The sequence below is a fragment of the Rhodococcus sp. Q genome (genome assembly GCF_005503035.1).
GTDB lineage: Bacteria > Actinomycetota > Actinomycetes > Mycobacteriales > Mycobacteriaceae > Rhodococcus_G.
Window position 1 is genome coordinate 1 of the sequence record NZ_SCOY01000004.1, and the last position, 22,713, is coordinate 22,713.

Consider the following 22,713-nt stretch of genomic DNA (forward strand, 5'->3'; position numbering starts at 1 on the left):
GCGCCGAAGCACTTGCGCCCTGGGTCGAGTACTACAACACTCGACGACGCCACAGCGCACTCGGAGGGCTCCCGCCGGTCAGCCGCCTGACACCAACCTGATGGCCGGGTACACCTAGACTCCTTCGGTGCTCGACACCAGCCCCATTTCCCATGACGTCACCTCGGTACGCGCGGCCGTACGATCCCCGCGACGCCTGACAACCGAAGTGCTCGCCGGCCTCGTCACCTCGCTCGCGCTGATTCCCGAGGTGATCTCGTTCGCGGTCATCGCGGGCGTCGACCCCAAGGTCGCGCTGTACACGTCGTGCATCATGGCGATGACGATCGCCTTCGTCGGCGGCAGGCCCGCGATGGTGTCGGCGGCAGCAGGCGCGACAGCTCTGGTCGTCGCGCCGCTCGTCGCCTCGCACGGCATCGACTACCTGATCGCCGCGGTGTGGCTCGCGGGTGCACTGCAGATCGCTTTTGCCGCAGGGGGACTCGCGCGCCTCGTCCGCTTCATCCCGCGGTCGGTGATGATCGGATTCGTCAACGCGCTCGCGATCCTCATCTTCAGCGCGCAGGTGCGACACCTGATCGACGTGCCGTGGCTGGTGTACCCGCTCGTCGTGGGCGGGATCCTGATGGTGGTCGCGATCCCGAGGCTCACGACGGTGGTGCCCGCGCCGCTGATCGCGATCGTCGTCCTCACCAGCGTCGTGACCCTCTTTCACCTGGACGTCCCCGACGTGGCCGACCAGGGGGAGTTGCCGTCCGGGCTGCCGACGTGGATGATCCCCGACGTTCCCATGACCTGGGAGACGCTGACGATCATCGCGCCCTTCGCGCTCGGCCTCGCCCTCGTCGGCCTGCTCGAGTCGCTGCTCACCGCGAAGCTCGTCGACGACATCACCGACACGCCCTCCGACAAGACCCGCGAGGCGTGGGGGCAGGGAGTCGCGAACATGGCAGGCGCACTGTTCGGCGGTATGGGCGGCTGCGCGATGATCGGCCAGACGATGATCAACGTCAAGGAAGGTCGGGCCCGCACCCGCATCTCGACGTTCCTCGCGGGACTGTTCCTACTGGTCTCGTGCGTGACCATCGGTGACGTCGTCGGGGCGATCCCGATGGCGGCACTCGTGGCCGTGATGGTGGTGATCGCGGCGACCACCTTCGACTGGCACAGCATCGCCCCGCGCACCCTGCGACTCATGCCGCGCAGCGAAACCCTTGTCATGCTCGTGACCGTGGTCGGCACCCTCGCCACCGAGAACCTCGCGGTCGGCGTCATCGCGGGAGTGCTGACGGCGATGGTCGCGTTCGCCAGACGCGTCGCGCACATGGCCGATGTGACCGTGAGTGGCGACGACGAACGGGTGTACCGGGTCACCGGCCAGCTGTTCTGGGCGTCGAGCAACGACCTCGTGCACCGGTTCGACTACGTCGGCGACCCGGACTCGGTCGTCATCGACCTCACCGCCGCCGAGGTGTGGGACGCCTCGACCGTCGCGACCCTCGACACGGTGCAACACAAGTACGCGGAGCGCGGGAAGGCCGTGCGCATCGTCGGCCTCGACGGGGCGAGTCTGGATCGCCTCCAACGGTTGTCCGGCCGGCTGGGGTGATCGACCCCGCGGCGTAGCCTGAGGTCGAGTAACACGCGAAAGGAACCTGGGCCGATGGCTGCTCATTCTCGTCCCACCTCGTCGCTCCCGATCATCGATCTGGAAGACCTCGACGTCGATGCATTGCGGACGGTGACGCACGAGATCGGGTTCTTCCATCTCACCGGCCACGGGATCGATCAGCGTCTCACCGACGACCTGATCGCGACCGCGCGCACCTTCTTCGCCCTACCTGAGGCGGAGAAGCTCACGATCGAGAACTCCCACTCGCCGCAGTTCCGCGGATACACGCGCGTCGGTGGTGAACGCACGCAGGGTTACGTCGACTGGCGCGAGCAACTCGACATCGGTCCCGAACGCGCCGCCGTCGACCAGGTCGATCCCGACCGTCCATGGGAGGTCCTCCACGGTCCGAACCTGTGGCCCGAGGGCGTCCCGCAACTGCGCGCCCTGGCGCTGGAGTGGATGGCCCAAGCCCAGGACGCGGGCCTGCGGCTGATCCGCGGATGGGCTTCCTCGCTCGGGGCCCCGGCCGACTTCTTCGACGCCGCGTTCGCCGACCCGGACCCCTTGTTGAAGATCGCCCGCTACCCAGGCCATGACGGCTCGGTCACCGGGCAGGGCGTCGGCAGTCACAAGGATGTCGGTGCGCTCACCCTGCTCTACCCGGAGGCGACGAGCACCGGGTTCCAGGTCGACATCGGCACCCCGGACGGGGGACCGGCGTGGCTCGGTGTCGACCCGATCCCCGGACATTTCCTCGTCAACATCGGCGAACTGCTCGAGGTGGCGACGGGCGGCTACCTCCGTGCCACCGTGCACCGGGTCCTGCCGCCCGCCGCGGGCACCGACCGCGTTTCGCTGCCCTTCTTCCTCAACCCCGGCTACGACGCGGAGCTGCCGACGGTGCCGCTGCCGCCCGAGCTGGCGGCAGCGGCAGCGGGTGTCGGTTCGGATCAGCACGGCGGCACCCTCCACGCGCGCTACGGGCTCAACGCCCTCAAGTCCCGCCTGCGCGCGCACCCCAACGTCACGGAGCGCTACCACCGCGACCTTCTGGACCTGCCGGTCCTTAGGGGATGACCGCCGTCCTCCGTCAGGTTCGGCTCGGGATCCGTCCGGTGGTCGCCTGTCCGAGAACCGATCTGAATCCCGCTGTCGTCTCGTCGGCGATCGCTTCGTCCTCCCCGGCCTCCAGTGCGTCGAGGATGCGGCCGACGATGACGGCGGGGTCCGATTTGGGTACGTCGAGGTTCGCGGTCATCGGGGTGTCGGTGTATGCGAGGTGTGCCCCGAGGACGTGTGTGCCCTGCCCGGCCAGTTCGATCCGCAGAGAGTTCGTCACGCCCCAGAACGCTGCCTTCGACGGACTGTAGGCGCCGGGTGCGGCGAGCCAGCTGAGCACCGAGTGCACGTCGACGACGGCACCGCCGCCACGGTGCGCGAGGATCGGGGCGAACGTGCGAACCAATTCGAGCGGGGCGAACACGTTCGTCTCGAACGTGTTCCGGATCTCGTCCATCGGAGATTCGAGAAGTGATGCCGCGCCGGTGATTCCGGCGTTGTTCACGAGTACGTCCACGTCACGGGCCGCCGCTGCGGCGGACGCCACCGACGCGGTGTCGGTGACGTCCAGACGCAGCGGGATGCCCCGATCGTCGTGCCATTCGTGGTCCCGTCGCGCGGCGGCGTAGACCGTGCTCGCGCCCCGGGCGAGGGACTGGCTGACGAACTCGCGACCGAGTCCGCCGGTGGATCCGGTGACGAGAACGGTGCGTCCTTGCAGATTCATCGGTGTTCTTCCTGTTGATGGGTGAGACCGGTGAGTGATCGCGGTCAGAGCCGCTCGATGATGGTGGCGTTCGCCAATCCACCTGCCTCGCACATGGTTTGGAGACCGAAACGGCCACCTCGCTCGTGCAGGGCGTGCGTCAGCGTCGTCATCAGGCGTGCGCCGCTCGCGCCGAGCGGATGGCCGAGCGCGATCGCGCCGCCGTGGACGTTCACCTTGTCCGGGTCGGCACCGACCTCCTTCGCCCAGGCCAGCACCACCGACGCGAAGGCCTCGTTGACCTCGAACAGGTCGATGTCGTCGAGAGTGAGGCCCGCGCGTTCGAGCACCTTCCGGGTGGCGGGGATGACCGCGGTCAGCATGTAGAGCGGGTCGTCGCCCGCGACCGCGACACTGTGGATCCGTGCCAGCGGTCGCAGTCCCAACTGCTCCGCGCGTTCGCTGGTGGTCATCAGCAGTGCGGAACTGCCGTCGGTGACCTGACTCGCGTTGCCCGCCGTGACGTTCCATCCGATCTGAGGGAAGCGCTGCGCCATCGCCTCGTCGTAGTAGGCCGAACGCAGCCCGCCCATCGTCTCCAGCGTGCTGCCGACGCGGATGCCCTCGTCGGTTCGGAGCTCCCCGACCCTGCTGAGTTCGGCGTCGAACAATCCGTTCTTCGTCGCGTCCGCGGCCTTGGCATGGCTCGCGAGCGCGAACTCGTCCATCTGCATGCGGGTGATACCCCAGCGCGCGGCGATCAATTCGGCGCTGATGCCCTGCGGGACGAGGCCGTCGGGATAGCGTTCCGCGAACGCCACGCCGCTCGGATCGGTTGTCCCGAGCATGCTCGAGCCCATCGGTACGCGGCTCATGGACTCGACACCGCCCGCGACCACGATGTCGTAGGCGCCCGAGATGAGGCCCTGCGCCGCGAAGTGCACGGCCTGCTGGCTGCTGCCGCACTGCCGGTCCACGGTCGTCGCGGGCACGGATTCCGGGTAGCCGGCGGCGAGCGTCGCCCGCCGGGTCATGTTGGAGCCCTGCTCGCCGACCGCACTGACCACGCCGCCGATGACGTCGTCGATCAGGGTCGCGTCGATGCCGCTACGGTCCACGACCTCGCGGAGGCTGTGGGCGAACAGGTCCACCGGATGTACGTCGTGCAGGGCGCCGGTGGCCTTTCCTCGGCCCAGGGGAGTGCGGACCGCTTCGACGATTACTGCGTCCCTCGTGCTGCTGATGCTCATCGTGTGTCCTTCTCCGTTCGGAGGACCCGGTGGTCCTCTGGCAGTTCAAACGTTCTAACTATGCAAAACCATACCCAGCTGCCGCGCAGCTGGCTACATATATCCGAAGTCAGTAGGCTGGGCTCGTGGCGATGAAGTTGCAGGGACCCCTCGCGGACCGTTCGGCGTGGGACGCCGACGAGCGGTGCTCGATCAGCCGCGCCATGGGCATCGTCGGCACCCGGTCCGCGATGCTGCTGCTCCGCGAGGCCTACTACGGAACGACGCGCTTCGACGACTTCGCGCGCCGCGTCGGAATCACCGACGCCGTCGCCTCCGCGCGACTCAAGGAACTCGTCGAGGCGGGCCTGCTCGCCAAGAGTCCCTACCGCGAACCGGGGCAGCGCACCCGCTATGAATACGTCCTCACCGACATGGGCCGCGACCTACTGCCTGCCGTGGTTGCGCTCATGCAGTGGGGCGACAAGTACCTCCAACGCGACGGCGCGCCACTGCAGGTCGTCGACGACGCCACCGGCGCACCCGTCAGCGTGCGCGTGCGCACCGACGCAGGCGACGACGTCAAACTCGACGACCTGCGGCTGCGGGTGAATCGCGACTAGTGGTACGCGCACACTCACCTGCTCGCGTGAGGTGTGATGGCACGATGCGGTGGATCCGAGCGTGCGTAGGCGTCCTGGTCGGACTGGGGATCTGGGGCTTCGCCTTCCTCGTATCGACTCCCGACACGGTCTGCTACGACCACATGCCGGCGCCTGCACCTCCCGGACCCGGGGCCTATGGAGTCGACTACGTGACGGGCCGCGGTCCACTGCCGATTCCCGTCGCTCGATGCACGACAGGGATCGAGGGCACCGGCATCACAGCTACCGCGTGGGTCGTCGACTGGACAGCCACTGCGCTCGCCTCCCTCGGCATCGTCCTGATCGTGGTGTCCTTGTGGACACTGAAGATCGATGCCGGCGCCCGACAACAGTGGGGTTCACCGTCAGGCAAGTAAGGGCTGAGGCCCTGATTCGAATACTGCAACGAGCCATGCGCTTTGGTTCGAAGTGGGGAAGGCAAGACCTTATGCCCAGCCATGCGCTGCCTCAAACGACAAGTCGCCAAACGCCTCTGGCGCACAAGGAGCGAAGACTTCCGGCGGCGCCTCGAGGCTCCGCTCAGTGCACAGATTGGCCGGGTGCAGGCATAATCGGAACGGCACTGTTCGTTGTCCCGTACCTTGCGATGGTCGCGGCAAATGGGTATCTACTTGTGCGTCTCTGGAAGCCTCTTCGGTCGATGCTTGAAGGCTAGTTCCCTCTCGCGATGCACAACCGACAGCAGTAAACCCCCAGATTGAACGGTGCGGGTCGACGCTTCCGACTTGTATGTCGGAGCGGCGTCGTGTTCGAACCGACGGGTCGTAGCGTGCCGCAGGAGACGGTGGGGGTGGCCCGAGGAGCTTCCTGCTCTCCCGCGGTGGGCGCAGGATGAATGACCGCATCGACGCGGCCGCGTCGGCGTGTGTGGCGTTCAGCCAGGGCGACTTCCGGCCGGTCGCCCCGGAAGGGCGCACCGATGTGAGGCGGATCCTCGACGAACGCCGGATCGACCTGGTCAAGCAGAATGGCCGGCTCGTCAACCAGCTCCATGCACTACTGCGTGAGCTGTTCCCAGGCGGGATGGAACGTGAATTCGACACCGAGGACGCCGCCCGCCAGCTCGAGGCGTTCCTGCTCGGGACAACGGCGGACGCGATGCGCAAGAACGTCGCCCTCGACATCGTCGGTTACCTGCGGCGGACCCGGTTCGAGATCGAGGACATCACCACCCGCATCAAAACCGAACTCGCCGCCAGCGGCACCACGCCGCTGAAGATTCCCGGCGTCGGTACCGTCACCGCAGCCCGGATCCTCGCCCGCACCGGCGATCCCACCCAGTTCTCGAACGAGGCCGCGTTCGCGAACTACAGTGGCACCGCACCCGTCGAGATCGTCAGTGCCGACGAACTCGGCTATCCACATCGTCGCAGTCACACAGGCCAGAACGCCGAGCAGCGGCGGATATGCCTATCACCAGCGAAAATGGCGGAAGGTAAGATCTCACGGGAGGCGATGCGCTGCCTGAAACGGCAAGTGGCGAAACGGTTGTGGCGCACGATCTGTGCAGATACCGAGAGGCAGCGGAGCGCGGCGCTGACGGCCTAGTCACGGGCTTTCACGATGAAGCGCAGTGCGCGTAGCGGCTCCCGGCGCTGTCGAAGGGCAGCGGACCCCGGCTCATGCAAGGATCAGCCACACCCAGCACGTCGCGGGATCACGCCCGAGGAGACGAACATGAGCGAAGTGCCCGAAACTCGAGAACACCCTCGCCACGAGTCCGCAGCGTCGACTGAACGATTCGGTCACCTGATCGAACGCGACGACAACGCCGACTTCCCCTTCTACAACGGCAAGCCGACAACACTGTCGGTCGGCCAATGGATCACCCTGTGGGCCTCGGTCGCGGTCGGCTTCGCCGCTCTCGTTCTGATCCCGGCGCCGAACGACGTCGTCGACCTGATTCCGCGAATTCTGTTCGTCGCGATCCCCCTGACCGTCCTCGCCCTGGTCACCAGGGAACACTGGACTTCGCTGTTTCGCCGGGTCACCGGCCGGGACGTGCTTCTCATGTTCGGGTTCGCCGCCCTCAACATCGCCGTGTCACTGATCCTGGGTCTGATCGTCAAGGCGCTGTTCGGCGCATCGGCGAACGAGGCGACAGACGGTATCGAGGGTGCGCTCGACATCACCGCGTTCTACGTCGGCACCGCCATCCAACTGCTCGGCGAAGAAATCTTCACGATGCTGCCGTTCCTCGCGCTGTTGTACTTCCTCTACGCCAAGGCGAAAGTGTCCCGCAAGACCGCGATCATCCTCGCCTGGCTGATCAGCGCGGTCTGGTTCGGGGCGGCGCACCTTCCGACCTACGACTGGAACTTCGCGCAGGCATTGATCGTCATCGGTGGCGCCCGAATCGTCCTGACGCTGGCCTACATCCGCACGAAGAACCTGTGGGTCTCCACCGGCGCTCACATCATCAATGACTGGGTGATGTTCACCCCGTCCATCCTCGGCATCGCGGCATTGATTGCTCTCTGATCGCCAATCCACAATCGAGGGCCCGGGAGCGTACCCCGGGCGCCCTCTGTGCTTCTAATCCACGATTCGCTGCGCGGAACACCAGCGACGCCGCGCAGCGGACAGAGCGCAGGCACGATGGCGAACGACACCCTGACTGCCACGGCAAAGGGTCAACGGCTGGCTGCGGCGAGAGCCTGGAGAGGCCCGACGCTTCTCTTGCCGGACCGCGCCACACCCTCGCCACTGGTGGTGTTCGAAACCTCCGTGGCTTGACAGAACACACAGGATCTCAGGTCGGCTGTCCACGCCAAGATCTCGTAGGTGTTCGAGTGTTGACCGACGACCGAGAGTTGTCGGTGGGTCGCGGTAATGTTTCGAACATGAGTTCGAGTTCTGAGGTTTCGGGCGGTGACCGGGTCGAACAGCACCTGGCCGCACTCGATGCCGCCGTGGACGGACTCCTGGGCGCGGGGTTGACCGGCTTGTCCGACGACGCCGTGGTCGAAGCCCTGCAGCGGGTGGAGGTGTCGCTGCGGAAAGCTGCGGCGGTGGGGAACCGGCTCGTCGTCGAGGCCGTGGAACGGTCCATTCCGGGGAACCTCGCCTGCCGCTCGACCACCGAGTTCCTGATCCAGACGCTGCGGATCTCCGGCGGCGACGCCGCTGCACGAGTCAAGCGGGCACGCAAAACCGGTGTGTGGCACACCATGTCCGGCGAGTCCATGGAACCGACCCTCCCGGACACCGCCGCCGCACTGACTGCAGGTGCCATCGGAACAGACCATGTCCGCGCGATCGCGCAGGTGATGCGGAAGATCCCGCACGGCACCGACGCCGACAAGATCGAAGTCGCCGAGCATATTCTGGCCGACGCCGCCCGCTCCACGACCCCTGAAGACGTGACCAGAATCGGGCTGCATCTGCTCGCACACCTCGCTGCCGACGGCAACGCCCCCGATGACCGAGACCGCCGCCGGATGCGCGGCCTCCGCATCGGGAAGCAGGGTGCGGACCTCATGACACCGATCTCGGGCTTGTTGGATCCGGAGGTGCGGGCGTTGCTCGAGCCGGTGCTCGCGAGGTTGGCGCGGCCGGGGATGAACAATTCCGACGATCCCGAATCGCCCACCGGTGACGTGGAGTCGCCGGACCTCGACCGTGATGCCCTCGCCAAGGCCGCGGCCCGCGACACCCGCACGGCCGTACAACGCAATCACGACGCGTTGAAAACCGGTCTCCGTCATCTGCTCTCGTCAGGAGTGTTGGGTAGTCATCGGGGGCTGCCGGTCACGGCAATCATCACCCTGAGCGTCCAGCAGATCGAGGAAGAGCAGGGGATCGTCACCACCGCGTCGGGTGGCATCGTCCCGATCGCCGACGCGCTACGGATGGCGGAGAAGGCACATCCGGTGTTGGCGGTGTTCGATCACCGCGGCCGGCCACTGCACCTCGGCCGTGCCCGCCGACTCGCGTCCGCGGACCAGAGGCTCGCGCTGATCGCCGCGTCCGGTGGGTGTACTCGTCCCGGGTGCGATGCTCCGGCGTCGATGACCGCGGTCCATCACGTCACCGAATGGCGCGACGGTGGTCGCACCGACATCGGCAATCTGGATCTCGCGTGCGATCACTGCCACGCCCTCGTCCGCGACGGACCAGGCGGCTGGGCAACCGGTACCGCACCAGATGGCACCAGCCATGCCGGGCGGACCCAGTGGACCGCGCCGAAACACATTGCCCCCCGCCGGGAACCCCGGATCAACCATCGTCACCACCTCGGCGAACTGATCGCCGAAATACTCGACCACGCCCGCACCCGGCGCGAAGCCGAACTACGTCACAACAGAAGCCGAGAACGTGGCGGGCAGAGTGATGTGGGAGACGAGGACGTCCCCTGACAGAAGGGCCCGTCCTATTCGTCGCGGCAGACGTCGAGGCCGAGCAGTGCGTTCTCCACGACCTCGGTGAGGGCAGGGTGAATCCAGTACTGGCCCAACGCCATCTCCCGGGCCGGTAGACCGAAGCTCATCGCCTGGATGAGGGGTTGGAGGACCGTCGACGCCTGCGCGCCGATCACGTGCGCGCCGACGAGTTGCCCGGTGGCGCGGTCGGCGATGACCTTGCACAGGCCCTCGTCGTCCTCCATCGCCCACCCGTACGCGACATCGGCGTACCGCTGCACCTTCACCGAGATGTCCAGACCCCGTTCGCGGGCCTGCGCCTCGGTGAGTCCGACCGACGCGATCTGCGGATCGGTGAACACCGCAGCCGGAACGAACCGGTGATCGGTGCGAACCAGGTCGGCGCCGGCGCTCCACGCATCTCGCAGCAGGTTGGCCTGCACGACCCGCGCCTCGTGGTTCGCGACGTGCTTGAGCTGATGCGGCGACGACACGTCGCCGAGTGCGAACACGCCCTCGGCGGTGGTGCGCTGGAACTCGTCGACGACGACACGTCCGCGCTCGTCGACATCGACGCCCGCGGCCTGTGCGTTGAGCCGGTCCCCGTTGGGTGTGCGTCCGGCGGCGACGAGCAGGGTGTCGCCCGCGACCACGGTGCCGTCGGCGAGGACCACCTCGACCCGCGCCGCGTCGCCTCGAACCTCGGCAACCGGATTGCCGAGGTGCACATCCCACTTCGAGCGTGCGAGATCGGTGAACTGCTGCGAGATGTCGTCGTCGAGGTCGCGGAGCAGGCGTGGCCCGCGGCCGATGATGGACACCTTGCTGCCGAGCGCCGAGAACACGTGCGCGAACTCGGAGGCGATGAAGCCGCTGCCGATGATCACGAGGTGCTCGGGTTGCGTCGGCAGTCGCATGATGTCGTCGTTGGTGTGGAACGGAACGCCGGATCGGGTGACCTCGTCGGGGATCACCGGCCGCGACCCGGCGGCGATCACGACCTGGTCTGCTGTGATCTCCTCGCCGCTTCCGGTGCGGATCCGCTTCGGTCCGGTGAAGGTGGCGTACCCGGAGAACAGTGTGGTGCCCGGGTTTCCGTCACGCCGGTAGCGCTCACCGCCGGCCGAGATCGGGTCGATGCGGTCGAAGACCCGGTCCACGATGTCGGACCAGCGGACCTTCTCGATCCGGGCGTCGACGCCGTAGCGGGCGGACTCGCGGATCGTCCGCGCCACCTCGGCGGCAAAGACGAACATCTTCGTCGGGATGCAGCCCACGTTCAGGCACGTGCCACCGAAGGTGCCGCCCTCGCAGATCGCGACCTTCATGTCGGCGAAGCGGTCGTCGAGAATGGTGTTGCCGGAACCGGATCCGATGATGGCCAGATCGAAGTGCGTCATGCCCGTCCCTCCGAAAGTCCGTGTCCCACGAGCCATTCCAGCCACAGGTCCACCTCGTCGAATGCCTGTTTGCGGGGCAGCTCCCGGGACAGGAACACATCGTGCCGGGCTCCTTCGATCGGCACGATCGTCGTGCGGTCGCCGAGGCATCCGGCCCACCGGGCGATCTGCCGCACGTCGAGCACCAGGTCGGCTGCCTCCGACCTGGCGGTGTAGCGCATGGAGTAGTGCGTCGCCTTGGACCGCAGGACCAGCGACGGAACACCGATGTCGAGCCCGCGGTGCAGGACAGCCTGCCCACGCCGGACCGCGCGCAGCCATCCGAAGGTGACGCCGAACCCGCGCAGCGGCTTCCATTCGAGGTCGTAGTCCCATTCGCCGCCGTGGTCGCGGTGCAGGGTGCGCCCGTAGACGTCGATGGGCGGCTGTTTGAGTTCGAGCTTGTCCTTGACGCGTCCGATCGCGCGGATCGCGACGGTGCCGACGCTGCGAACGTACGAGGGGCCCTGCAGGTCGAACCACGGGCTGTTCAGGATCAGCCCGACGACGCCCGCGCCTGCGGTGCCACCCGGTCGACGGTTCACTCGATCCAGCCACAGCGGCAGGATCAGCCCGCCCGTGGAGTGCGCGGTCAGCAGGACCGAACCGCCCTGGACCTGCTCACGCACCGTCTCGAGGGCCCAGTCGAGCTCGCGATCGTAGAGTGCGAGATCCGTCACGAAATGGGGAGTCTGATCGGGACGCCGAGAACGTCCGCACTTGCGCAGATCGAGGGCGAAGAAGTCGTAACCCTGATCGTGGAAGTGCTCGGCGACGTGCTTCTGGAAGAAGTAGTCGGTGAAACCATGAACGTAGAGCACGGCTTTGCGCCGCGGAGCAGAGCCGGACGGCTGGTAGCGGACGAGCGTCGCGACGATCTCGCCCTCGCCGTCGGGATCCTCACCGAGCGCGAGCGTGGTCTGTTCGTAGCCGTCGCCGAGGAGGTCGGGAGCCCAGGTAGTCACAGATCACAATCCTACGTGTGCAATCCTGACGCATCGGAGGAGCACAATTGATGCGAGGTGAACTGCGCGGGTACGCGCGGGTAACCTATCCGCTTGCAGTCGGCGCGACTGCCCACTGCCAATGGACAAGGAAGTCGATTTTCCAGTGTCAGACAACACCGCGGTACAGAAGGCCGATGTAGTTCTCGTGGGAGCGGGCATCATGAGTGCCACGCTCGGGTCGATCCTTCGGCAGTTGCAGCCGGACTGGTCGATCAGCGTGTTCGAGCGGCTCGACGCCGCAGCAGCCGAGAGCAGCGACCCGTGGAACAACGCGGGTACTGGCCACTCGGCACTCTGTGAGCTCAACTACACCCCACAGAACAAGGACGGCTCCGTCGACGTCGCGAAGGCGGTCAACGTCAACGAGCAGTTCCAGGTCTCGCGGCAGTTCTGGGCCCATGCGATCGAGAACGGCATCCTCACCGAGCCCAAGGAATTCATCAACCCGGTTCCGCACGTCAGCTTCGTGCACGGGGCCGACAACGTGAAGTACCTGCGGGCCCGTTACGACGCGCTCGCCGGCCACCCGCTGTTCGCGGGGATGGAGTACACGGAGCGCCCCGAGGAGTTCACGAAGCGTCTGCCGCTGATGGCCGCAGGTCGTGACTTCTCCGATCCCGTCGCGCTGAACTGGACCGATGGCGGTACCGACGTCGACTTCGGCGCCCTCACCAAGCAGCTCCTCGGTCACATCGGCGCCTCCGGTGGCAGCGTCTACTTCGGCCACGACGTCCGCAACCTCACCCAGCAGTCCGACGGCAGCTGGCTCGTCAAGGTCGAGAACCTGCGGACCGGTGCGAAGAAGACGGTCAACGCGAAGTTCGTCTTCGTCGGCGCAGGCGGCGGGGCGCTGCACCTGCTGCAGAAGTCCGGCATCAAGGAGGCGAAGGGCTTCGGCGGCTTCCCGGTCAGCGGCCAGTTCCTGCGCTGCACGAACCCCGAGCTGATCGATCAGCACAGCGCGAAGGTCTACGGCAAGGCCGCGGTCGGCGCGCCTCCGATGTCGGTTCCGCACCTCGACACCCGCGTCATCAACGGCAAGAAGGGCCTGCTGTTCGGCCCGTACGCCGGTTGGTCGCCCAAGTTCCTCAAGCAGGGCAAGGTCACCGACCTGCCCGGTTCCGTCAAGCCCAACAACCTCATGTCGATGCTCGGTGTCGGCGTCACCGAGTTGGGTCTGACCAAGTACCTCATCGGTGAGCTGCTGCAGGGCGCCGACGACCGCATCGAGACGCTGCGCGAGTTCGTGCCCCGCGCGACCGGTGGCGACTGGGAGCTCATCACCGCAGGTCAGCGCGTTCAGGTCATTCGTAAGAAGGGCAACGGCGGCGTTCTCGAGTTCGGCACCGCCGTCATCAACGCGGCCGACGGCACCATCGCGGGTCTGCTCGGTGCGTCGCCCGGTGCGTCGACGGCCGTCCCCGCGATGCTCGACGTGCTGGAGCGCTGCTTCGGCGACCGCTGGGCGTCGTGGGAGCCGCAGCTCAAGCAGATGGTGCCCTCGCTCGGCGTCAAGCTGTCCGACAACGAGTCCCTCTTCCGCGAGGTGTGGGACTGGAGCAACAAGGCGCTCGAGCTCGAGGCGGACGCCCCCGTCGCAGCAGGCGCGAACGCTTAATCTCCAGGCAGGCGTACACGGCCGTCACCGGACCCACACGGGTCGTGGTGGCGGCCGTGGCCTATTGTTCGGGACGAACTCGACGTTCCTCGCCGCGGGAAAGCCTGTGCGATTCAGGCACGGTCCCGCCACTGTGACGGTCGACGGCCATGCGCCGTCGCCGGAAGTCAGATCGCCGCGGCAAGGAATCAACGACCGACCCCCGGCGCGGAAACCGGGGAGTGAGGGGACTGGGCCGTGGCACACCAGGATTCGGATCCGGGCTTCCCGTTCGGTGCGATCGTCGGACAGGACCAGCTACGGCTGGCGTTGATCCTCTGCGCGGTGCACCCCGGCATCGGTGGTGTGCTGGTGCGCGGCGAGAAGGGAACCGCGAAGTCGACGGTCGTCCGGGCTCTCGCCGCGCTGCTGCCCCCCACGTCGGACGGTACGGCCGCGCGTCTGGTCGAACTTCCGGTCGGTGCCACCGAGGACCGCGTGATCGGCTCTCTGGACCTCGAGAAGGTGCTGCGGGACGGGGAGCGTGCCTTCCAGCCCGGTCTGCTCGCCGCCGCTCACGACGGTGTCCTCTACGTCGACGAAGTGAACCTGCTGCACGACCACCTGGTGGACGTGCTGCTCGACGCCGCCGCGATGGGCCGCGTCCACGTCGAGCGGGACGGCGTCTCGCACTCCCACCCGGCGAAGTTCGTGCTCGTCGGCACGATGAACCCGGAGGAGGGTGAGCTGCGACCGCAGCTCCTCGACCGGTTCGGGCTCGCCGTGGACGTCGCCGCGTCCCGTGACGTCGACGTCCGCATGCAGGTGGTGCGGCGTCGGCTCGACTTCGAGGCCGATCCCGTCGCGTTCGCCGCCCGATACGAGGCTGTCGATGCCGACACCGCCGCACGGATCGCCGAAGCCCGCGTCGCGCTCGCCGGTGTCGCGCTGCCGGATCGTGAGCTGCGCCGGATCGCGGCGCTGTGCGCGTCGTTCGACGTGGACGGGATGCGCGCCGACCTGGTCCTCGCGCGCACCGCCACCGCGCACGCCGCGTGGCGTGGCGCGAGTGAGGTTGTCGAGGAGGACGTGCGGGTCGCGGCCGAACTGACGTTGCCGCACCGGCGCCGCCGCGATCCGTTCGACGAACCGGGACTCGATCCGCAGCAACTCGACGATGCCATGCGTGACGCCGCCGAGCAGGCCGCCCAGGAACCGGACCCCGACACCGATCCCGACCCGGACACGGATCCCGACGGCCCGGGTGGCGGGGCACCGCAGCCGCAGGATGGCGGCGCTCCGGCACCGTCCGCCGACGCGGACGACGCGGCCGACGACAGTCCCGCAGCGCCGGGACCGGGCCACGAACGCCCCGTCGGCGCTCCGGCCGCACAGTTCCGCACGCGCCTGCTCACCATCCCCGGCGTCGGCGAGGGTGCGCCCGGTCGCCGGTCGCGTTCCCGTTCGCCGCGGGGGCGTACGGTCCGTGCCACGACGGAACCGGGCCGCGGCCTGCATCTGGTCGGGACCCTGTTCGCCGCTGCCGAGCACCAGGTGGCCCGCGGCCGGACCGACGGTCGAATGTTGTTGGCGCCGGGCGATGTTCGCGGTGCGATCAAGGAGGGACGCGAGGGCAACCTGATCGTCTTCGTGGTCGACGCGTCGGGGTCGATGGCCGCCCGCGACCGACTGTCCGCCGTGACGGGCGCGGTGGTGTCCCTGCTGCGCGACGCCTACCAGCGCCGCGACAAGGTCGCCGTCATCACCGTCCGGGGCTCGTCCGCGGAGGTCGTCCTGCCGCCGACGTCGTCGGTGGACGTCGCGGTGCGGCGACTGAAGTCGCTGCGCACCGGCGGCAAGAGTCCGCTGGCGCAAGGGTTCTTGAAGGCACGCGAGGTGGTCCTGCGGGAACGGGTCCGTGACCCGCAGCGCCGCGCGATGGTGGTGGCGCTCACCGACGGCCGGGCCACCGGCGGCACCGATCCGGTGCACCGGGCGAAGGTCGCGGCGGGCCTGCTCGCCGACACCGCTGTCGCCGGCGTCGTCGTCGACTGCGAATCGGGGATGGTGCGCCTCGGCTTGGCACCGGAGCTCGCGATCGCGATGCGGGGGGCGTGTGTCCGACTGACCGAACTGTCCGCGGAGCAGGTGGCAGGCGTCGTCCGCGCCGCCGCCTGACGTACCGCCTCCGGTAGATCACCCGCCTGAAAGAGGAGCTCGACCATGCCCCAAGGAGTCCCTGTCAGCGTCCCCGACGACGGTCTGACCACCCGGCAGCGCCGCAACGCACCCGTGCTCGCCGTCCACACCGGCCCCGGCAAGGGCAAGTCGACCGCCGCGTTCGGGATGGCGCTGCGCGCCTGGAACCAGGGCTTCGACATCGGCGTCTTCCAGTTCGTGAAGTCCGCCAAGTGGAAGGTCGGCGAGGAGGCCGCGTTCCGCGCGCTGGGCGAGTTGCACGAGAACACCGGGGTCGGCGGGCCCGTGCAGTGGAACAAGATGGGCGACGGCTGGTCGTGGACCCGGAAGAAGGGTGACGACGAGGACCACGCCCGCGTCGCGCTCGACGGCTGGCGTGAGGTGGCTCGGCGAATCGCGAACGAGGAGCACCGTTTCTACGTTCTCGACGAGTTCACCTACCCGCTCAAGTGGGGGTGGGTCGACGTCGACGAGGTCGTCGAGGTCCTGGTGAACCGGCCCGGAACCCAGCATGTGGTGATCACCGGCCGGGACGCGCCACAGGCGTTGCTCGACGCCGCGGACCTGGTCACCGAGATGACGAAGGTGAAGCACCCGATGGACGCCGGACGCAAGGGGCAGCGGGGCATCGAGTGGTGACTCCCGTTCCCGTGACGCCCGCTGTGGTCATCGCGGCGCCCGCGTCGGGCAGCGGAAAGACCACCATCGCAACGGGTTTGATCGGTGCGCTGCGGGCCGCCGGTGACCGGGTCGCTCCGTTCAAGGTCGGCCCCGACTACATCGACCCCGGATACCACGCACTGGCGGCAGGCCGGGTCGGCCGCAACCTCGATCCGGTCCTGGTCGGCACGGACCGCATCGGGCCGCTCTACCGGCACGGCAGCACCGGCTGCGACATCGCCGTCGTCGAGGGTGTGATGGGTCTGTTCGACGGCAAGATCTCCGAGCCGGCCCCGGAGGGCGCCGCGGAGGGATCGACGGCGCAGGTCGCGGGTCTGCTCGGCGCTCCGGTCGTCCTCGTCGTCGATGCCCGTGGCCACAGTCAGTCGCTTGCGGCGGTGCTGCACGGTTTCGCCACGTTCGATCGCGGCGTGCGGATCGGCGGCGTGATTCTCAATCGGGTCGGCAGTGCCCGGCACGAGCAGGTGCTGCGGCAGGCCTGCGAGAAGGTCGGCGTCCCCGTGCTCGGTGTGGTGCCGCGGCTTGCCGAACTCGCGGTGCCGTCGCGGCATCTCGGTCTCGTGACCGCCGTCGAGCACGGCGGCGCGGCGGCGGCTGCGGTCGACGCGATGACGGAGCTGATCACGCGGCACGTCGACCTGGACGCCGTGCGCGCACTCGCGACGGCTTCCGTCGCGGCGCCTGTGTGGGATTCTCACGCAGAGGTGGGTGGGCAGGTCGCCGGCTCGCCGCTGGTCGCGGTGGCGGGCGGTTCGGCGTTCACCTTCGGTTATGCCGAACACCGCGAACTGCTGGAGGCGGCGGGGGCGCGTGTGGTCGTGTTCGATCCCGCGGCGGACGGGCTGCCCGACGGGGTCGCGGGGCTGGTGTTGCCGGGCGGGTTCCCGGAGGAACACGCGACCGCGCTCGCTGCGAACACCGCGCTGCTGACGTCGGTGCGGGAGTTGGCGCGCCGCGGACTTCCGATTCATGCGGAGTGCGCGGGCCTGCTGTACCTGACGCGCGCCCTCGACGGGCATCCGATGGCGCGGGTGATCGACGTCGACTCGACGTTCGGGTCAGCACTGACCCTCGGCTACCGCGAGGCGGTCGCGCTGGAGCCGTCCGTGCTGTTCGAATCGGGGGAGCGCGTCGTCGGGCACGAGTTCCATCGCACCGTGCTGGCCGAGCAGTCCGCGGCGGGCTGGGCGCCCGCGTGGGGCTGGCACGTGAGCGGGTCCGCGGCGAAGGAAGGATTTGTCGGCGGCAACGTGCACGCGTCGTACCTGCACACCCACCCGGCGGGAAACCCGGCTTCGATTCACCGATTCGTTTCTGCCGCAGCGACATTCGCGGAGAGGCATGGCTGACCTGGTGGTCGGTGTCGGACTCCGCGACGGCGTCGGCGCGGACGCGGTGCTCGACGCGGTCGCGGAGATCGTCGACGATCCGACCGATCTCGTCGCGTTGGCCACGCTCGACCGAAAGGTCACCGAGTCGTCGGTGGCGACCGCGGCCGCCGAACTCGGGGTCCCGGTTCTCGGCTTCTCCGCCGAGGAGCTGTCCGTCGTACACGTCCCGAACCCGTCGGGCCGCGTCGCCGCGGAGACCGGGACGCCCAGCGTTGCCGAGGCAGCGGCGGTCCTGGGATCGGACGGCGGCGACCTCGTCGTGCACAAGCGTGCCCGCAATGGCGTCACCGTCGCGCTCGCCCGTACTGTTTGAACATCCCGCCCCATGAAGGAGAAGTGAAGTGGCTGCAGACGAGACGAATTACCTCGTCGGCCTGAATCTGACCGGCCGACGCGTGGTCGTCGTCGGCGGCGGCACCGTCGCCCAGCGTCGTCTCGGCCTGCTCGTTGCGTCGGGCGCCCAGGTCCATGTCATCGCCCGCACCGTCACCCCCGCAGTCGAGGGCATGGTCACCGGCGGCCAGATCACCGCGGAGCTGCGCGACTACACCGACGGCGACCTCGAGGGCGCCTGGTACGCGATCGCCTGCACCGACGAGCCCGGCACCAACGCCGCGATCGTCGCGGAAGCGGAGCGTCACCGGATCTTCTGCGTCCGCGCCGACAGTGCCAAGCAGGGCACCGCCGTCACCCCGGCCAGCGCCTCGTTCGACGGCCTCGAGATCGGTGTCCTCGCGGGAGGAGCGCATCGTCGGTCCGCCGCGGTCCGCACTGCCATCGTCGAAGCGCTCCAGGCCGGTTCGCTCACCGACGACGAGCCGCACGCGGCGGGCGTCGCGCTGGTCGGCGGCGGTCCCGGCGACCCCGACCTGATCACTGTCCGCGGACGCAGGTTGCTCGCCCGCGCCGATGTCGTCGTCGCCGACCGGTTGGCGCCGCCGGAGCTGCTCGCCGAGCTCGGCCCGCAGGTCGAGGTGATCGACGCCGCCAAGATTCCGTACGGCCGGGCGATGGCGCAGGAGGCCATCAACGCCGCGCTCATCGACAACGCCAGGGCGGGCAAGTTCGTCGTCCGCCTCAAGGGCGGCGACCCGTACGTGTTCGGTCGCGGCTTCGAGGAACTGGAGGCGTGCGTCGAAGCGGGTGTTCCGGTCACGGTCGTGCCTGGCATCACCAGTGCGATCGCGGTCCCGTCCGCCGCCGGTATCCCGGTCACGCACCGCGGGGTCACCCACGAGTTCGTCGTCGTCAGCGGTCACGTCGCCCCCGACCACCCCGACTCGCTGACCGACTGGTCGGCACTGGCGAAGCTGCGCGGGACCCTCGTGATCCTGATGGGTGTCGAGCGGATCGAGAAGTTCGCCGCAACGCTCGTCGAGGGCGGCCGCAGCGCGGACACGCCCGTCACGGTGGTCCAGGAGGGCACCACTCGAGGGCAGCGTGAGCTGCGTGCCGATCTCGGCACCGTCGCCGCGCGGGTCCGCGAGGAGGGCATCCGCCCGCCCGCGATCATCGTCGTCGGTCCGGTGGCGGGGTTCTCGGTAAACGGTCGGTAACGTGGACTCTCGTGTCTGACTCCACCGCCGTGAAGTACCCCGTGACGACGCGGGCGTTCGGTCTCGCGATCGTCGTCCTCAGCGGAATGCAGCTGATGATGGTCCTCGACGGGACGGTGGCGTCGCTGGCACTGTCCCGGATCCAGGAGGACCTCGGCCTCAGTGACGCCGGCCGTAACTGGGTCATCACGTCGTACGCGTTGACGTTCGGTGGACTGATGTTGCTGGGCGGCCGCCTCGGCGACGCCTTCGGTCGTAAACGGGTGTTCATCGCGGGTGTCGCGATCTTCACCGTCACCTCGCTGCTGTGCGGACTGGCGTTCAACGAGGCAACCCTCGTCGCGGCGCGGGCACTACAGGGCGTCGGCGCCGCGATCGCGTCACCGACCGCGTTGGCGCTCGTCGCGACCACGTTCGCTCCCGGTCCGGTCCGGAACCAGGCCATCGCGATCTTCGCGGCCATGACCGGTGTCGGATCGGTTACCGGACTGATCGCGGGCGGCGCGCTCACCGAGGTGTCCTGGCGGTGGATCTTCCTGATCAACGTGCCCATCGGCCTCGTCATCCTCGCGTTCGCGTTCAGTTCGCTCACGGAGACCAACGCCGAACGGCTCAAGCTCGACGTACCCGGAGCGATTCTCGCGACGCTGGGCTGCACCGCCGTCGTGTTCGGATTCACCGAGGGACCCGAGATGGGCTGGGGGAGTCCGCTCGTGCTCGCCGGGCTTATCGGCGGCCTCCTGCTGCTCGGTGTGTTCCTGATGGTGGAACGGCGCGCCGAGAACCCCCTGCTGCCGTTCTCCCTGTTCCGCAACAGCGACCGTGTCGCGACGTTCATCGCCATCGCCCTCGTCGGCATGGTGATGTTCTCGCTGGCGCCGTTCGTCGCGCTGTTCGTGCAGGACGTGCTCGGATACACGCCGCTGCGGGCGGGCCTGGCGTTCGTGCCGTTCGCGTTCGGGCTCGGTGCTGCCGCGTTCGTCGCGTCGAAACTGGCGGTCCGCGTCCCGCCGCGATGGCTGGTCGCGACCGGCACCCTGCTCACCTTCGCCGGCCTGCTGTACGGCTCCACACTCGACACGTCCACGACCTACGTCGCGCACCTGCTCGGGCTGGTGATCGGCGTCGGATTCGGCGTCGGCTTGGCGGTCGTGCCGCTCCCGCTGTGCGCGATCTCCGGAGTCGGGCCGCACGAGATCGGGCCGCTCGCCGCGATCGCGCAGGTCGCGAATGTGCTGTTCGGTCCGATCGGGCTCGCGATCGTCGGCGCCATGGCGACGTCGAAGACGCTGTCGCTCGGTGGCGTCTCCGGTGTGCCCGCCGCGGAGATGGACGCGGCCCAGCTCGACGCTCTCAGCCAGGGCTACACGTTCGCGTTGCTCGGGTGCGCGATCCTGGCCGCCTTGGCGACGGTGGCCGCACTGTTCATCCGGTTCACGCCGGAGCAAGTGGCGCAGGCGCAGGCTGCGGAGAAGGCAGCCCAGGAGGCCTAGGCGGACCCGGCCCAGAAGTCGACGAGCACCTTCGTGAGTTCTGCGGGCTTCTCCTCGTTCGGTGTGTGAGCGGCGCCGGCGATGATCTCGAACCGCACGCCGAGCCGGGACGCGGCGTCGGCCTGGACGTCCACCGGAATGACGTCGTGTTCACCCGCGACGACGAGGATCGGCAGGCCGGTCGCGGCGAGTTCCTCGACGCGGTCGGGCTCGGCACTCATGGACACGGCGATGCCTGCGATGTTCGCGGTCCGGGTGACCATGATGCGGTGGTGCAGGAACTCCCTGACCGGTGCCGGGAAGATCTCCTCGAACGCGCCGAACATGGCCTGCCACAGCGCCTCGTTGCCGCCCGCCCACAGCAGGTCCGGGATCCGGGCCGGGTCCATGGGCATGCCCAGGCTCTGGCCGCTCGGCGGCGAGTCGAGGATCGTGTAGTCCAGGAACCGCGCCGGGTCGGCGAGGACGGCGGCCCGGGTGACGAGTCCGCCGAAGCTGTGGCCGAGGAGGTGCACCTTCTCGGCGGGCGCCACCCTGTCCAACACCTCGGCGAGATCGACGGCGAACTTGGCGATGGTGTACTCGCCGACCGCGTCGCGGCCGTCCGGTCCGTCCGAGTCGTACTGACCGAGCTGAGAGTACGAGATCAGCCGGTACCCGGCGGCGGTCACGAACGGGGCCATCGGCAGGAAGTCCTCACGGGAGCCCGTGAAGCCGGGGACCATGACGACGGTGCCCAGCACGTCCGTGCCCGCGTCGGGAACCGCCTCGAAGAAGGACAGTTCGCCGCGTGAGATCTCCAGTCGGGACAGGCTGACGGTCATGTGCTCTCCTCGGGCCGGGTGATCGACAGGCTACGTCCCCACCCGGCGAGCGACCGGCCGCCACGCCCGTAGCCGCCAGGCCCGTGAATGCCTCGCCGAACGGCGGCGACCGCCAGTGGCGTCCGATCTCCGGAGCCACAGGCGCAAGCAGTCGATGACATGACCGGGCGGCCCACCGGTGAGCGGGAGGCCGCGAGTTTTCGTGGGCGGCCCGGTGAGGCGGGCCGCTCGACTTGATCTCCCGCACAACGGGAGACGGTGATCCGTGGTCGCCTTCGCAAACCTAGCGTGAGCGAATGGCCGACCAGAGGATCCACATAGTCGATCGGGTGACGACCGAATCAGGGCGTGGGCGCGCCTTCGTCGACGCGTACCTGTCGGACTATGTGCCGCAGGCCGTCCGGACCGGGATGACACTCGACCGGGTGTTGGTGAGTCCGCCGGTGTGGTTGGAGGACGACGGAAACACGGTGACCGCGATCTGGACGGTCTCCGGACACGCGCAATGGTGGCAGACCGCGATCGCCCGCCGGTTCGACGCAGGCTTCGTCGACTTCTGGGATCGCGTCGAACCGATGGTGGCGCAGCGTTCGCGCTCGATGGCGGCCACGGCGGAGAGTGTGGAGGACATGTGCCGTGTTTAGCGTGACCCGTCTCGTTCACCTGACCGACCCGAGCGATGCGGCCGCGGTGGCGGCCGTCGTCCACCGGATCCGCGCCGCAGTGGATGCGACACCGCACCGGTATGCCCTCGTGCAGCCGACGCTCGACGGCGTCCGCAACGGCGGCGACGTCCTCGTTCACCTTCGATTCACGACGCAGCGGGAGTGGGAGAGCTGTCGGTCGGCCGTCGAGTCGGCAACCGGAGGACCGGACGTCCGGCACGTCGAT

21 protein-coding genes are annotated in these 22,713 nt (G+C 68.4%); 16 read left to right on the forward strand and 5 right to left on the reverse strand.

Annotated elements, in window-relative coordinates:
• The 3 genes from FFS72_RS05595 to FFS72_RS05605 all read left to right on the forward strand — a co-directional run.
• On the forward strand, positions 1–101 hold a 101-nt coding region (locus FFS72_RS05595; protein WP_137873022.1), incomplete at its 5' end, for an integrase core domain-containing protein.
• A 26-nt stretch (positions 102–127) separates the two neighbouring features.
• Positions 128–1,609, forward strand: coding sequence for a SulP family inorganic anion transporter (locus FFS72_RS05600; RefSeq protein ID WP_137873023.1), 1,482 nt, complete (start codon positions 128–130; stop codon positions 1,607–1,609).
• Between the two features lie 54 nt (positions 1,610–1,663).
• The gene (locus FFS72_RS05605; RefSeq protein ID WP_137873024.1) at positions 1,664–2,692 is read left to right on the forward strand and encodes an isopenicillin N synthase family dioxygenase; all 1,029 of its coding nucleotides are present in this window, start codon (positions 1,664–1,666) and stop codon (positions 2,690–2,692) included.
• Between the two features lie 13 nt (positions 2,693–2,705).
• On the opposite strand, the gene FFS72_RS05610 is transcribed toward FFS72_RS05605, so the two are convergent.
• Both FFS72_RS05610 and FFS72_RS05615 read right to left on the reverse strand, forming a co-directional pair.
• A complete protein-coding gene (locus FFS72_RS05610) occupies positions 2,706–3,401 on the reverse strand; it encodes an SDR family oxidoreductase (RefSeq protein ID WP_137873025.1) in 696 nt (231 codons plus the stop codon).
• Between the two features lie 44 nt (positions 3,402–3,445).
• Complete coding sequence (locus FFS72_RS05615) at positions 3,446–4,630, reverse strand: thiolase family protein (protein ID WP_137873026.1); 1,185 nt, start codon at positions 4,628–4,630, stop codon at positions 3,446–3,448.
• 131 nt (positions 4,631–4,761) lie between these two features.
• Here FFS72_RS05615 and FFS72_RS05620 point away from each other — a divergent pair, with 131 nt between their 5' ends.
• The 5 genes from FFS72_RS05620 to FFS72_RS05640 all read left to right on the forward strand — a co-directional run bounded on the left by FFS72_RS05620 (position 4,762) and on the right by FFS72_RS05640 (position 9,632).
• A complete protein-coding gene (locus FFS72_RS05620) occupies positions 4,762–5,232 on the forward strand; it encodes a winged helix-turn-helix transcriptional regulator (protein ID WP_137873235.1) in 471 nt (156 codons plus the stop codon).
• A 44-nt stretch (positions 5,233–5,276) separates the two neighbouring features.
• Positions 5,277–5,630, forward strand: a complete 354-nt coding sequence (locus FFS72_RS05625; RefSeq protein ID WP_137873027.1) for a hypothetical protein — start codon at positions 5,277–5,279, stop codon at positions 5,628–5,630.
• A gap of 475 nt (positions 5,631–6,105) precedes the next feature.
• Entirely contained in the window at positions 6,106–6,822 is a 717-nt protein-coding gene (locus tag FFS72_RS05630) for a transposase (RefSeq protein WP_137873028.1), read from the forward strand.
• 129 nt (positions 6,823–6,951) lie between these two features.
• Positions 6,952–7,755, forward strand: a complete 804-nt coding sequence (locus FFS72_RS05635; protein ID WP_137873029.1) for a CPBP family intramembrane glutamic endopeptidase — start codon at positions 6,952–6,954, stop codon at positions 7,753–7,755.
• A 362-nt stretch (positions 7,756–8,117) separates the two neighbouring features.
• Positions 8,118–9,632, forward strand: coding sequence for an HNH endonuclease signature motif containing protein (locus FFS72_RS05640; RefSeq protein WP_137873030.1), 1,515 nt, complete (start codon positions 8,118–8,120; stop codon positions 9,630–9,632).
• A gap of 14 nt (positions 9,633–9,646) precedes the next feature.
• Here FFS72_RS05640 and mtr read toward each other — a convergent pair whose 3' ends face one another.
• Both mtr and FFS72_RS05650 read right to left on the reverse strand, forming a co-directional pair.
• The gene (gene mtr, locus FFS72_RS05645) at positions 9,647–11,035 is read right to left on the reverse strand and encodes a mycothione reductase (protein ID WP_137873031.1); all 1,389 of its coding nucleotides are present in this window, start codon (positions 11,033–11,035) and stop codon (positions 9,647–9,649) included.
• Complete coding sequence (locus FFS72_RS05650; protein WP_137873032.1) at positions 11,032–12,039, reverse strand: alpha/beta hydrolase; 1,008 nt, start codon at positions 12,037–12,039, stop codon at positions 11,032–11,034. Before FFS72_RS05650 ends, mtr begins: the two co-directional genes overlap by 4 nt.
• A gap of 121 nt (positions 12,040–12,160) precedes the next feature.
• Between FFS72_RS05650 and mqo the strand changes: the two genes are divergently transcribed.
• The 7 genes from mqo to FFS72_RS05685 all read left to right on the forward strand — a co-directional run bounded on the left by mqo (position 12,161) and on the right by FFS72_RS05685 (position 20,998).
• Positions 12,161–13,699, forward strand: a complete 1,539-nt coding sequence (gene mqo, locus FFS72_RS05655) for a malate dehydrogenase (quinone) (protein ID WP_137873033.1) — start codon at positions 12,161–12,163, stop codon at positions 13,697–13,699.
• Positions 13,700–13,936: 237 nt separating this feature from the next.
• A complete protein-coding gene (locus FFS72_RS05660; protein WP_137873034.1) occupies positions 13,937–15,856 on the forward strand; it encodes a VWA domain-containing protein in 1,920 nt (639 codons plus the stop codon).
• A gap of 45 nt (positions 15,857–15,901) precedes the next feature.
• On the forward strand, positions 15,902–16,516 hold the full coding sequence (cobO, locus tag FFS72_RS05665) for a cob(I)yrinic acid a,c-diamide adenosyltransferase (RefSeq protein ID WP_137873035.1): 615 nt from the start codon (positions 15,902–15,904) through the stop codon (positions 16,514–16,516).
• A complete protein-coding gene (locus FFS72_RS05670; RefSeq protein WP_137873036.1) occupies positions 16,510–17,907 on the forward strand; it encodes a cobyrinic acid a,c-diamide synthase CobB in 1,398 nt (465 codons plus the stop codon). The genes cobO and FFS72_RS05670 overlap by 7 nt, the downstream gene beginning before the upstream one ends.
• Positions 17,900–18,262: a cobalamin biosynthesis protein gene (locus FFS72_RS05675; protein ID WP_137873037.1), complete on the forward strand. Its 363-nt coding sequence runs from the start codon at positions 17,900–17,902 to the stop codon at positions 18,260–18,262. Before FFS72_RS05670 ends, FFS72_RS05675 begins: the two co-directional genes overlap by 8 nt.
• 28 nt (positions 18,263–18,290) lie before the next feature.
• The gene (cobA, locus tag FFS72_RS05680; protein WP_137873038.1) at positions 18,291–19,505 is read left to right on the forward strand and encodes a uroporphyrinogen-III C-methyltransferase; all 1,215 of its coding nucleotides are present in this window, start codon (positions 18,291–18,293) and stop codon (positions 19,503–19,505) included.
• An 86-nt stretch (positions 19,506–19,591) separates the two neighbouring features.
• Positions 19,592–20,998, forward strand: coding sequence for an MFS transporter (locus FFS72_RS05685; RefSeq protein ID WP_249353164.1), 1,407 nt, complete (start codon positions 19,592–19,594; stop codon positions 20,996–20,998).
• On the opposite strand, the gene FFS72_RS05690 is transcribed toward FFS72_RS05685, so the two are convergent.
• Positions 20,995–21,822: an alpha/beta fold hydrolase gene (locus FFS72_RS05690; protein WP_137873040.1), complete on the reverse strand. Its 828-nt coding sequence runs from the start codon at positions 21,820–21,822 to the stop codon at positions 20,995–20,997. The two genes, FFS72_RS05685 and FFS72_RS05690, sit on opposite strands and share 4 nt — an antisense overlap.
• Before the next feature lie 296 nt (positions 21,823–22,118).
• On the opposite strand from FFS72_RS05690, the gene FFS72_RS05695 reads away from it, so the two are divergent.
• Positions 22,119–22,466: a hypothetical protein gene (locus FFS72_RS05695; RefSeq protein ID WP_137873041.1), complete on the forward strand. Its 348-nt coding sequence runs from the start codon at positions 22,119–22,121 to the stop codon at positions 22,464–22,466.
• Positions 22,467–22,713: the final 247 nt, after the last annotated feature.